Source organism: Desulfatiglans parachlorophenolica (assembly GCF_055394735.1).
In genome coordinates this window covers 4,003,508-4,016,610 of record NZ_AP042460.1, presented here as the reverse complement: position 1 = coordinate 4,016,610, position 13,103 = coordinate 4,003,508, and the positions used below count along the sequence as shown (strand labels likewise).

At 57.2% G+C, this 13,103-nt stretch carries 8 protein-coding genes; 5 read left to right on the top strand and 3 right to left on the bottom strand.

Annotated elements, in window-relative coordinates; genetic code table 11:
- The first annotated feature begins 2 nt into the window (after positions 1 to 2).
- Positions 3 to 488, top strand: coding sequence for an alpha/beta fold hydrolase (locus ACZ500_RS18705; RefSeq protein ID WP_464228959.1), 486 nt, complete (start codon positions 3 to 5; stop codon positions 486 to 488).
- 116 nt (positions 489 to 604) lie between these two features.
- Here the strand turns inward: ACZ500_RS18705 and glgB are convergent, their stop codons facing one another.
- Both glgB and glgP read right to left on the bottom strand, forming a co-directional pair.
- Positions 605 to 2,824: a 1,4-alpha-glucan branching protein GlgB gene (gene glgB / locus ACZ500_RS18700; RefSeq protein WP_464233084.1), complete on the bottom strand. Its 2,220-nt coding sequence runs from the start codon at positions 2,822 to 2,824 to the stop codon at positions 605 to 607.
- Between the two features lie 21 nt (positions 2,825 to 2,845).
- Entirely contained in the window at positions 2,846 to 5,398 is a 2,553-nt protein-coding gene (gene glgP / locus ACZ500_RS18695) for an alpha-glucan family phosphorylase (RefSeq protein ID WP_464228958.1), read from the bottom strand.
- A gap of 698 nt (positions 5,399 to 6,096) precedes the next feature.
- On the opposite strand from glgP, the gene nifJ reads away from it, so the two are divergent.
- A complete protein-coding gene (nifJ, locus tag ACZ500_RS18690) occupies positions 6,097 to 9,621 on the top strand; it encodes a pyruvate:ferredoxin (flavodoxin) oxidoreductase (protein ID WP_464228957.1) in 3,525 nt (1,174 codons plus the stop codon).
- A gap of 21 nt (positions 9,622 to 9,642) precedes the next feature.
- On the opposite strand, the gene surE is transcribed toward nifJ, so the two are convergent.
- Positions 9,643 to 10,446: a 5'/3'-nucleotidase SurE gene (surE, locus tag ACZ500_RS18685; RefSeq protein WP_464228956.1), complete on the bottom strand. Its 804-nt coding sequence runs from the start codon at positions 10,444 to 10,446 to the stop codon at positions 9,643 to 9,645.
- A gap of 147 nt (positions 10,447 to 10,593) precedes the next feature.
- Between surE and ACZ500_RS18680 the strand changes: the two genes are divergently transcribed.
- The 3 genes from ACZ500_RS18680 to ACZ500_RS18670 all read left to right on the top strand — a co-directional run bounded on the left by ACZ500_RS18680 (position 10,594) and on the right by ACZ500_RS18670 (position 13,079).
- Positions 10,594 to 11,433, top strand: coding sequence for a fumarate hydratase (locus ACZ500_RS18680; protein ID WP_464228955.1), 840 nt, complete (start codon positions 10,594 to 10,596; stop codon positions 11,431 to 11,433).
- Between the two features lie 15 nt (positions 11,434 to 11,448).
- Positions 11,449 to 12,006 carry a Fe-S-containing hydro-lyase gene (locus ACZ500_RS18675; protein ID WP_464228954.1) on the top strand — a complete coding sequence of 186 codons (558 nt, stop codon included), beginning with the start codon at positions 11,449 to 11,451 and terminating at the stop codon, positions 12,004 to 12,006.
- Between the two features lie 170 nt (positions 12,007 to 12,176).
- Positions 12,177 to 13,079: a hypothetical protein gene (locus ACZ500_RS18670; protein WP_464228953.1), complete on the top strand. Its 903-nt coding sequence runs from the start codon at positions 12,177 to 12,179 to the stop codon at positions 13,077 to 13,079.
- Positions 13,080 to 13,103 lie beyond the last annotated feature (24 nt).

Genomic DNA, 13,103 nt, shown 5'->3' with positions numbered 1-13,103 from the left:
TCATGCCGCACGGTATATTCATTCACGGTCTGGAAAGTGGGAATCAGGGGACGAAAGCCGCCTATTTCCGCGAGCGCTTCCCCGACATGCTGACCCCGCAGTTCGACGGGTCGCTCATGGAACGAATGCAGGCACTCGAAGACATCCTGATGCCTCTGGAGCACATCACTCTGGTGGGTTCGAGCTTTGGTGGTCTCATGGCGGCCCTTTTCGCCATGCTTTACCCCGAAAAGGTCCGGCATCTCGTCCTTCTCGCCCCTGCCATCCACTTCATCCCCATGTCCCCATATCCCATGCGACCGATCCCTGCGCCGGCCCTTTTATTTCACGGCCTGCAGGATGAGGTGATTCCCATCGACAAGGTGGAACCTCTCAGCCGAGGGCTTTTTCACCATCTTTCTTTTCACCGCGTTGAAGATGATCATTTCCTGCATCGCACCTTCAAATCCATCCCTTGGCCGCTTTATCTCGCTCCCTTTCGAAGATAGTCGGATCCGTCCCGATCTGAGAGATGTTCCACGTGCAACATGCGGATCGCGACAGGATTGAAGCGCTGCAACAGGTTGGGATCGGAACAGAGAGACCGGACGGCTGCACCCGAAGGTCAGTCCTCGCAGCGCGGTTTCAAAGCCAGCATCCCCAAAGGGGGAAGGGTCAGATCGAGCGAGTAGGGCTGTCCGTGCCAGGGCAGGGCGTCCGCGCAGACCTCCGTTCCCTGTGCATAGCCCGATCCGCCGAACCGACGATCGTCGGAATCGACCAGGATCCGGTAATGACCCGGCTTCGGAGCCCCGATGCGGTAACCAGTCCGCGGCACCGGCGTGAAATTGAAGGCAAAGAGCAGCATTTCTTCAGGGTCGAGCGCGCGCCGTATAAATGCGACCACCGTCGCGTCCGCATCCTTGAAATCGATCCACTCAAACCCGGCCGGCTCGAAATCCCTCTGGTGGAGGGCGGGTTCCGCGACATAAAGGCGATTGAGTTCTCTGACAAACCGCTGCAGCCCCCGGTGAGATTCATATTGCAGGAGTCCCCACTCAAGCGCCCCATCGTGATCCCATTCCTTGCGCTGCCCGAACTCCCCGCCCATAAACAGGATCTTCTTGCCAGGCTCGGCATACATGTATCCGAACAGCAGGCGCAGGTTGGCGAACTTTTGCCAATCATCCCCCGGCATCTTTTGGAGAAGCGATGATTTTCCGTGCACCACCTCGTCGTGGGACAAGGGGAGCATGAAATTCTCGTGGAAGGCATACAACAGTGCAAACGTGAGGTTGTTCATGTGATAACGCCGGAAAATGGGGTCCGTCTGCATGAAACGGAGCATATCGTGCATCCAGCCCATGTTCCATTTGAAGAGAAACCCGAGTCCCCCCAGGTGAACCGGCCGTGTGACACCCGGCCAAGCCGTCGATTCCTCGGCCACAGTGACAACCCCCGGGAACCGTTCACAAACAAGCGTGTTGAACTCCTTAAGGAAGTCGATCGCCTCCAGGTTTTCACGCCCCCCGTAGCGATTCGGGATCCAGTCTCCTTCCGACCGCGAATAGTCGAGGTAAAGCATGGACGCGACGGCGTCCACCCTCAGGCCGTCGAAATGAAACCGATCGAGCCAGAAGAGCGCGTTGGCAACCAGAAAATTTTTCACCTCATTGCGGCCGTAGTTGAAGATCAGCGTATCCCAGTCTCGGTGATGGCCTTTGCGCGGATCGGCGTGTTCATACAAATGCGACCCGTCGAAAAACTCGAGAGCGTGCGGGTCTTTTGGGAAATGCGCAGGAACCCAATCCAGCAGGACCCCTAACTCCGCCCTGTGGCACGCATCGACGAGAAACATGAGATCCTCAGGCGGACCGAAACGCGACGTGGCTCCATAATAACCCGTCACCTGATAGCCCCAGGAACCGTCGAACGGGTGCTCCGCCAAAGGCATAAACTGGATATGGGTAAACCCCATGTCCTTGACATAGGGGATGAGTTCATCGGCCAGTTCCCGATAGCTGAGCCACCGCCCCCCTTCTTCCGCCCGCCGGCGCCATGAACCGGCATGCACCTCGTAGATCGCCATCGGCTTCACAAGGGCCCGGGTCCTGGACCGCTTCTCGATCCATGCCTGATCCGACCAGACAAATCCACCCAAGTCATGCACGACGGATGCCGTTTTCGGGCGTTGTTCGAACCTGAAGCCATAGGGGTCGGACTTGAGGAGCAAGACGTTATCTGTGGTGAGAACCTCGAATTTGTAAAGGGCCCCCGAATGCACATGCGGCACGAACAGCTCCCATACGCCCGAACTCCCCCGGCTTCTCAGGCGGAGCCGACGGCCGTCCCACTGGTTGAAATCACCGACTACGCTGACGCGCCGGGCCGTCGGCGCCCATATGGCGAAAAGCGTTCCTTCGATGCCCTGATGCTCCATGACCTGGGCGCCAAGCGTCTTGTAAATCTCGTGGTGCTTGCCTTCGTTAAAAAGATAGAGATCATACTCGGTCAAAACAGGCCAGAAACTATACGCGTCATAAAACGTCGATTCGATCTTCCCAGGGAAAACCGCCCTGATCCGGTAAGGGTTAGGCGGCTGACTGCCCGGCGTGACCAACTCGAAAAAGCCGCGTTCGTCTCGCATCGGAATATCCATCGACCCCGCGCCGCATCCGTCAAGCACGGTTACCTTTGCCGCACCAGGCATCAGCACCCTTATCACAACGGCCGGATCGGACCCGGAGCGCACGTCATGGATACCCAACCAGACAAAAGGGTCCGCTACCTCTCCATTGAGCAGCGCCTCCAGTTCCTCCGGCCTCAATCGACCCTTTTCACGCATCCTCTGCACCCTATGCCTTCCTCACGCCCAGCTCACCAGTCCGAAAACGAAACGGTTTTCCAGCCGGTTCATACTGGGAGTCACCCGCACCGTGTAGCCGAATCGCCCGGTTCCGTCGGCCGGGATTTTACCGTTATACAGATAACGATCCTCTTGCGTTTCGGCCACCTCGAGCGGAATGGTCTGCCGTTCGGCAAATTCTCCATTGTGGTCCAACTTGCCGTAATAGGCCTCCACCGTAACGTCATCCGGACTCAGACTCCCCAACCTGACACGGGCTGAAACCTCTGTGAAGTCCCCCACCTGCATCTCCCGTCCGTCAGCGGAGAGAACCTCCTCCACCGCGACCTCATGCCATCCGGTCATGAGCTTCTGCCGCCACACCGCCAAGTCTTTCGCTCCGGCAAAATCATTCCCGATCAGTTCGGTGTGCCGCTTCGAACAAGGCAGGTAAAACCGGTTCAAATAATCCTGCACCATCCGGTGGGCGTTGAAGACCGGCACCAGACGCCGCAGACCCGAGCGCATCTTCTCAACCCAGGCCCTTGGAATCCCGTCATCGCCCCGGTGGTAAAAGATCGGGATGACTTCTTTTTCGAGCAGATTATAGAGGTCGCGGCTCTCGATGTCGTCCTGTGCTTCATAATCGCTGTAAACCTCACCATGGCCAATGGCCCAACCGCTGTCACGATCATAGCCCTCATCCCACCATCCATCCAAAACGCTCAGATTCAGGGAGCCGTTGGCCAGCGCCTTCATACCGCTGGTTCCGCAGGCCTCGAGCGGCCGCCTGGGGGTGTTCAGCCAGACGTCGCTGCCGGAGACCAGATGCTGGGCGACGTGCATGTTGTAGTCTTCCAGAAAGACAATCCTTTTCCTGAAACGCTCCTGTCGGCTCAAATGAATAATGCGCTTGATGAACTCCTTGCCGGCGTTGTCCTGCGGATGTGCCTTGCCGGCTATAATGAGCTGCACCGGCCGCTCAGGGTCGTTGACGATCCTGGCGAGGCGGTCAGGGTCGCGGAAAAGAAGGGTGGCACGTTTATAGGTGGCAAAACGGCGTGCAAACCCGATCGTAAGGGCATCAGGAGTCAGGATTTCGGCCGTGCGCAAAACCTCCGCCTCGGAAGCTCCCCGCCGCTTCAGTTGCTCCGCCAGGCGGCGGCGTGTGAAACCCACAAGCCGTTCTCGGCTCCGCTCGTGTGTCCGCCAGATTTCCGTGCTGGGAATCTGCTCCACCTGCGACCAGACCCGTTCATTGTCCCTTTCCTCAGGCCAGTTGGGTCCGAAGTAGCGATCGAGCAGGAAACCCATTTCCTCGGAGATCCAGGTCGGGACATGAATCCCGTTGGTGATATGGTCGATCGGGATGTCCTCGACGGGATTGTGGGGCCACACCCTCTGCCACATCTGCCGCGCAACCCGACCATGAAGCCGGCTCACGCCGTTGCTGTAGGCCGAAAGCCTCAATGCGAGCGTTGTCATGCCGAACGGTTCGGCGTTGTCCCGTGGGTCCAGGCGTCCATATCCAAGAAGAACCTTGAAGTTCAATCCCAACTCCTTGGTGTATTCCTCGAAATAGGCCCGCACCAGCTCCGGATCGAAGACATCGTTTCCGGCGGGCACAGGGGTATGCGTGGTGAAAACCGAACTGGCCAGCACCACTTCCCGGGCGGCATCGAAGGTAAGGCCTCGTTCTCTCCGGAGGATATTGATCCGCTCCAGGGCGGAAAAGGCCGAATGTCCTTCGTTCATGTGGATCACCGTCGGTTCGATCCCCAAGGCCTTCAAGGTCCGTACCCCTCCAATACCAAGCACGATCTCCTGTCGGATCCGCATCTCCCGGTCACCGCCATATAGTTGGGCCGTCGTCTGCCGAATATCGGGCGGGTTGGTTTCGACGTTGGTATCCAGCAAATAAAGCGGTACACGGCCGACGTCGGCGCGCCAAACCGCGACATCTACGGGCTGCCCCTTGAACTGAACCGCCACGTTCACAGGGCGACCTTCCGCATCGAAAACCCGCTCTACCGGGATATTACCGAAATCATTGACAGGATAGGTCTCCATCTGCCAGCCGTCCGAACTCAGATACTGGCTGAAATATCCTTCCTGATACAGCAGGCCGATACCGACGAGCGGCACATTCAGATCACTCGCCGATTTCAGGTGGTCACCGGCCAGGACGCCGAGGCCGCCCGAATAAATGGGCAAACATACCGCCAGACCGAATTCCGCAGAAAAATAGGCGACCTGAACACGCCCCTCGGCGGAATAATCCATCGTTTGGACTCTCGGCTGCGAGAGGTATCGTTCAAAGTCGCCGCTCACCCGCTCCAACTGGGCCACAAACCCCTGATCCTTTGCCAGTTCCTCCAGCCGATCCTGACTCACCAGACCGAGCATCAAAACAGGGTTCTCACCGCAAACCCTCCACAAGGCCGGATCGATCCGCTGGAAGATTGCCCTGATATCATCCTTCCAGCTGAAGCAAAGGTTATAGGCCAAGCGCCTGAGACTCTCGAGCCCGGCGGGAAATCGAGGAACAACCTGATACTTGATCTTCGGCCGCATGGATTCTCATCCTCATTCGATAGGTGTCAATATCCCTGCCCCGGCGGTTCTCCCGTCGGAAAACGGACTCTAGGGTCCATCTCTGCGCCGACGCTCCGGCGGCCACCTTACCGTCTTTCACGTCGTTTGTGTGCCGATGCATGGATGCCATTGAATATTCTGCCTCCGGTTTCCAGTCCGGGAAATCCCTGGTTTCCATCGATCCCCCGGTAAAGCGGAGGGTAGTCTTGGATGGGAGGCGTTGTGCAGACGCTGACGCCGCTGAGGACCCTCCCCGGCTTTCCAGTGCCACCCCTTCTCGATGGAAATCACCGAAACGTCTAACCCTTGCACATCCGTGGGTATTTTAAAGGCAGGCCCCCTAAAACGCAAGGTCCTTCCCCCAAAACAAATTTGTTGACTAAAAATTTGCCTGCTGTGTATTATGGCAGTTTTCATCATGGGGGTTTTCGGCTGATGGAGGACGTGAAAAATCTCACAACGTTCTGTGCCATCCCTTTCACGTTGGTCCACAGCCCTTCGCAGGGAAGCACCTTTACCCGTCTCTGACAGAACCGATCTCCAAACGGGCCGTCAACCTCTCACGTAAAAGGGATGCTCGCCGTACCGAGCTTGCCGAATCGTTCGCGGTGTTCCACTCATCGAGAACCCGACCGGCACAGACTGCCAGAAAGAAATGGGAGAAAGGAAAAACCATTATGACTGTAACAAAAAAGACCGTTGAAGGAAACGAGGCTGCGGCCCATGTGGCCTATGCCATGAGTGATGTGGCGGCCATTTACCCTATCACCCCCTCGAGTACCATGGGGGAATACTGTGATGAATGGGCCGCGCACGGGCGCAAAAACATCTTCGGCCAGGTGTTGAAGGTAGAGGAAATGCAGTCGGAAGCCGGTGCCGCCGGCGCAGTTCACGGGGCCCTCTCAGCCGGGGCGCTTGCGACGACCTTCACGGCTTCGCAAGGGCTGCTCTTGATGGTCCCCAACATGTACAAGATCGCAGGCGAACTCATGCCCGCCGTCTTTCATGTGTCGGCCCGCGCCCTGGCGACCCATGCCCTGTCCATTTTCGGTGACCATTCGGACATCAACGCTGTCAAACAGACGGGTTTTGCGCTCCTCTCATCCTCGTCCGTTCAGGGGGTCATGGATCTGGCCCTTATAGCCCATCTGGCCTCGATCCGGTCAAGCGTACCTTTTCTCCATTTTTTCGACGGCTTCAGGACTTCCATGGAGATCCAGAAGATCGACGTCATCGATTATGCCGACATGGCGAAACTCGTAGACTGGGATGCAATTGACGAGTTCCGCCGCGGCGCCATGAACCCGGAATACCCCCAACTGAGAGGGACCGCCCAGAACCCGGACATTTTCTTTCAAAACCGCGAGGCGTGCAATCCCTTTTACCAGCAGGTCCCTTATATCGTCCAGGAAGAAATGGACAAGGTCGCGGACATCACCGGTCGACATTTCCATCTCTTCGATTACATCGGCGACCCGGAGGCCGACCGGATCATCGTGTCCATGGCCTCGAGCTGCGATGTGATCGAGCAGACGGTCAATTACATGAACAAGCTCGGTGAACGCGTCGGACTGGTGAAGGTCCGTCTCTATCTACCCTTTTCGAGGGAGCATTTCCTCAGGACCGTTCCCGCCACCGTCAACCGCATCGCCGTTCTCGATCGGACCAAATCCCCCGGTGCGATCGGTGAACCCTTGTACCAGGACATCTGCACCGCCTTCTGGGCCGAGAGCAAACGGCCGCTGGTCGTCGGCGGTCGTTACGGCCTCGGCAGCAAGGAATTCACCCCCACCATGGTCAAGGCCGTCTTCGACAACCTCAAAGGCCACACCCCCAAAAACCATTTTACGGTGGGCATCAAAGATGATGTCACCCATACGTCCCTGCCACTAGAGGAATACGTCGACACCGCTCCGGAGGGGACCGTCCGCTGCAAATTCTGGGGTCTGGGCGCCGACGGGACGGTGGGAGCCAACAAGAATGCCATCAAGATCATCGGGGAAAACACCGATCTGTACGCCCAAGCCTATTTTGCCTACGATGCGAAGAAATCCGGAGGAATCACCGTAAGCCATCTGCGGTTTTCGCCACACCGCATCCGATCCCCCTATCAGTTGACCAAGGCGGATTTCATCGCCTGCCACAACCCGGGCTTCGTCAAAGAGTACGATATCCTGGAAGGCATCAGGGACGGTGGTGCATTTTTGCTCAATTCTCCGTGGTCCATAGAGGAAATGGACACCCAGTTGCCGAATGACATGAAACGCACCATTGCGCGCAAGAAGCTGGATTTCTACAATATCGACGCTGTCAAAATCGCCTCTCAGCTCGGGCTTGGCGGCAGGATCAACATGATCATGCAGGCCGCCTTTTTCCACATCGCCAATGTCATCCCCCCTGAGGAGGCCTTGGGCTACATCAAGGATGCAGTCAAGAAGACCTACGGTAAAAAGGGCGAAAAGGTCGTCCAGATGAACATCGATGCCGTCGACAAGGCAATCGGCGCACTCGAGAAGATCGATGTCCCTGCATCCTGGGCCAGTGCGGGCCGGGAACAATACGACAAACGGGATGAACCCGAATTCGTGGAAAAGATCATGCGCCCCATGCTGGCGCAACAGGGCGACAAGTTGCCGGTGAGCGCCCTGCCGCCTGACGGGGTTTTTCCGACGGCTACGACGCAATATGAAAAAAGAGGCATCGCCATCAATGTGCCCGAATGGCAGCCGGAAAATTGTATCCAGTGCAACCAGTGCTCCTTTGTCTGTCCTCATGCCGTCATCCGGCCCGTGCTGGCTCGCCCTGACGATCTCGAGGACGCACCGGAGCACTTCGTCACGGTCGAGGCCAAAGGAAAGGAACTGAAGGGGTACCGATATCGCGTTCAGATCAGTCCGCTGGACTGCACGGGGTGCGGTAACTGTGCTCAGGTATGCCCCGCCAAGAAGAAGGCCTTGGTCATGAAGCCGCTCGAGACCCAAAAGGAAAACGAGGTCCTCAACCACGCGTTCGCCAGCGATCTGCCGAACCCGGGAGATCTCATGCCGGCCACATCGGTCAAAGGCAGCCAGTTCCGCAAACCCCTGTTCGAATTCTCGGGGGCATGCGCGGGCTGCGGTGAAACCCCTTATATCCGGCTGGTCACCCAGCTCTTCGGCGATCGCATGATGATCGCCAACGCTACGGGATGCTCCTCCATCTATGGGGGATCCGCCCCCAGCTGCCCCTACACGGTCAATGAGGAGGGCCATGGGCCCGCCTGGGCCAACTCCCTTTTCGAGGACAACGCCGAGTACGGTTTCGGTATGGAACTCGGCGTCAGCCAGAGACGCGAAAAACTGGCGGACATTGTCCGCCAGGCCATCAGTCGCGACATCAACCCCGAGCTGAAAGAATCCCTGAACAGCTGGCTCGAGAATATGAGTGACGGTGACAAGTCCAAGCAGTACGGCCGCGCCGTCGTCGAAGGGATCGAGCATGCGATGATTGATTCGGAGGAAGACTTTGATCCGATTCTCCTGGAAATCCTGGAGCGCCGTGATTACCTCACGAAGAAATCCATCTGGATCATAGGCGGAGACGGCTGGGCTTATGATATCGGTTACGGCGGTCTCGACCACGTCGTGGCCACCGGTCACGATGTCAACATCCTCGTCCTCGACACCGAGGTCTATTCCAATACCGGCGGACAGGCTTCCAAGTCGACGCCCACCGGCGCGGTCGCTAAATTCACCGCCGGGGGCAAATTCACGGGTAAGAAAGACCTCGGACGGATGGTCATGATCTATGGCTATGTCTACGTAGCTTCGGTCGCCATGGGCGCCAACAAAAACCAGCTGCTCAAGGCCGTGCTCGAGGCCGAATCCTATCGGGGTCCGTCGCTGATCATCGCCTATTCCCCCTGCATTAACCATGGCATCAACATGGGCCTGAGCCAGGAGGAGGAAAAGAAGGCCGTTGAAACGGGATACTGGCCGCTTTACCGGTTCGACCCCCGCCTGAAGGAAGAGGGCAAAAATCCCTTTATCCTTGATTCGAAGGATCCCGAAGGCGACTTCAAGTCTTTCCTGATGGGCGAGGTTCGTTATTCGAGCCTTATGCGGACCTTCCCCGAAAACGCGGAAAAGCTGTTCGATAAGGCCGAAGCGGATATGAAGGACCGGTACGAGGCCCTTAAACAGATGGCCGGTGAAGGACGATAGCAAGACTGATTCCCGAAGGGACTATTCTGCACGGGTCCGCCGCCATCCTTCAAACAGCGGTGGGCCTGTGCTTTTGAGTCTTTCCAGCTCGCTGTGGCAGGTCAGATCGTAATGGATCGGGGTAATGGTAATGTAATCATTTTTCAAGGCCATCCCGTCCGTATCCGGATTCCCGATTTCAACTGGGGTCTCGCCCGTCAACCAATAATAGGTATGCCCACGCGGATCAGTTCGTTTATCGAACCGTTCAATGAATCTCGAAATGCCCTGCCGCGTCAAAACCACTCCCCTGATCTGCTCCTCGGGCACCGCTGGTATATTCACGTTGAGCGCCGTGCCTACGCGCAGCTCCGCGCTAAGGAGAAATTCGATGATCTGCCTGCTGAATCTCGCCGCGAATCGATAATCGGGGTTCCTGATTGTCCCAAGCGAAAAAGCGGCCGACGGCACACCAAGGAAAGCCCCTTCCGTTGCCGCGGAAACCGTCCCGGAATAGAGCACATTGACACCTACGTTGGCACCGAGATTGATCCCCGAAAGGACCACATCGGGCGGACGTTCCAGCAGTTCCTGAATGGCGATCTTGACACAGTCGGCGGGGGTGCCGTTCACGGCGTAGCCGTAGAAACGGCGGGCTTTGCGGATCCGCCGGACCCGGAGAGGCGTTGATAGGGTAATGGCATGCCCCACAGCGCTCATCTCGACCTCCGGTGCGACGATGGTCAGGTCGAAATCCCGCTTGAGCGCTTCATGCAGGGCATAGAGCCCCGGAGCGTGAATCCCGTCGTCATTCGTCAGGAGGATATGGAGACGCGGACCGTTCATAAGAGCCTCCTTCTTCTCTTTTTATTGCTTCCCCGGTTCCGGTTTTGTATATTATTCGAACCGTACGGGAACGTGGATTCGGCCAGCGGATGAAACCGCCTATATGTAACGCTCCGAATCTCAAAAGTCAAATCGCGGGGGCCAGGAATGCGCCACATAGAAGCTCATGCTGTCACCGAAGCGGTCAAGGCCGCAGTCATCGAGGCCAATTATGAACTAGGTGAGGATGTCATACAGGCGTTCGAAAAGGCCCGGACCGAGGAGGCCTCTCCCGTCGGCCGGGAAATCCTCGAACGGCTTATCGAAAACGCCCGGATCGCCCGCAACGAGCGTATCCCCATCTGCCAGGATACCGGCCTCGTCGTCGTGTTCGCCGACATTGGGCAGGACATGGCCGTAGCGCACGGCGGCTTTGCAGACGCCGTGGCGCAGGGCGTAAGAGAAGGGTACGAAGAGGGATACCTGCGCAAGAGTGTCTGTCATCCTTTTTCGCGCAAGAACACCGGCGACAACACCCCCGTCATCATCCACGCCAATCTGGTGAAAGGATCGGCGCTTCGTCTCTGGGTGGTGCCGAAAGGAGGTGGAAGCGAAAACATGAGCCGTCTTTACATGCTGCCTCCATCCGCGGGTTGGACCGGCGTGAAGGAAAAGATTGTCCAGACGGTGGAGGAGGCCGGACCCAATCCCTGCCCTCCCACCATTGTGGGGGTCGGGATAGGCGGCAACTTCGAGCAGAGCGCGATCATGGCAAAAAGGTCTCTTCTTCGGCCTTTGGGTGAACTCAATCCAGACGCCGATCTGGCCGCTATGGAGCAGGAGGTACTGGAAGCCATCAACCGGACCGGCGTCGGCCCCCAGGGGCTCGGTGGACGCATCACGTCTCTGGCGGTGCATATCCTGATGATGCCTTGTCATATCGCGAGTCTGCCTTTGGCCATCAATGTTCAATGTCACGCCAGCCGCCATATAGAGATCACCCTTTAAGCACAGGAGTTGCCAATGGATCGATCCATACACCTCAAGACTCCCCTGACGGCCTCCGACGTCGCTGCCCTGCGGGCCGGTGACCGGGTCCTCCTGAGCGGCGTTCTTTACACCGCGAGGGACGCGGCCCACCGGCGCCTGGTCGAACTGATCGAGGCCAGAGAGCCTCTTCCCATTCCACTGGCAGGCCAGGTGCTTTACTATGTTGGGCCCTCGCCCGCACCTCCCGGCCGCCCGATCGGCGCAGCCGGCCCCACCACAAGCTACCGGATGGACCCCTACACACCTCAACTGCTCGAAAAAGGGTTGAAAGGCATCATCGGAAAAGGGAAGCGCTCAGATGCCGTCAAACAAGCCTTGATGACATATGGTGCCGTCTATTTCGCAGCGATCGGCGGAGCAGGAGCCCTGATGTCCCAATCTATCCGCAAAGCGCATGTCGTCGCTTATCATGACCTCGGTCCAGAGGCCATTCGTGAACTTTACGTGGAAGAAATGCCCTTGGTCGTCGTTAACGATACAGCGGGAAACGATCTTTACGAAGAAGGCCGTAAGGCATATCGCATTGCTTGACTGGTTTCTATCCGGAAACAAGCCTGTGTTTTACCAATGATTCCGTATGGGCGGACCGCGGAAAGAACATTGTACGATCGCTGGAAGAAACTCTCTTAAATTTCAGAGCATCAGTTCTCGAGGTTTAAACCGTTTTTCAGAGGGAACTACCTACCGCTGGATAGATTCACATGAAAAAGCCTTCGCGCCTCCCATGGTTGATTTTCCTTGCCCTGCTGGTGATAGGGCTTGGTTCCGGATACTATTTCTACTCCCACCGGCAACCGCCCCACCAGCATCGCGCCGCCATTCAAACGGCCGTAGAGGATGAGCACCCGGCTTCAGGGGCGCAACTTGAAGAACCTTCCACTCCTCAAGAGCCGGCAAAAATTGATGAATCCGAAGCCGAGACACCCGAGCCCCCCGAAACGGAGGAGCCTTCGAACAACGCCACCGCGCAGCCGGATCCCTGCGAAGTCTTGTTTTCAAGGTTGCAGAACTATTTTGAATATCTTGACGGAACGGAATATTTTCAGCGCTTGAGTCCCGACGTCAGTGCCTACGAGCGTCTCAAGGTCATCCTTAAAAAACTGATCAAGCACCCTCCCGTGCCGGCCGAAGAGGCCAGCGATCCACGGATCCTGCTCGCCAATTTGCACCATTTTTTCAGGACACTCAAAGCCCAGGATCTACGTCTCGCCAGCGAGATCCTAACCAACGAACCGGATAGTATGGAAGACACCTTCGACATGCTGTTCAGTTGGTTGATGCTGCCGGCCCCCTGTGCCGATCCGGACAGCATCCGGCCCTCTTTTCAAGTCACTTATACCTATGCCGCCTTCTTTGTAAATACCGTAGGAGGCAGAGCCTATCTCTTCCGACGCACGCCGAGCGTTCGGGTCGTTGTTCAGTATTATGCCCTCATGGTGATTTATGAAGCGGATAAAAGAAAGAACAACACCTACGGGGTGGATCTCCTGCCGCTGCTCACACCTCTTCGCAATGAGATCAGCCGCTTCGACGACCTGATCTTCCAGCAGCAGTACCTGACGAACCTGGACCGGATCGAATACGAATACCGCCGTTTGCGCTAACCTGTCCCTCCCTCGACAACACAA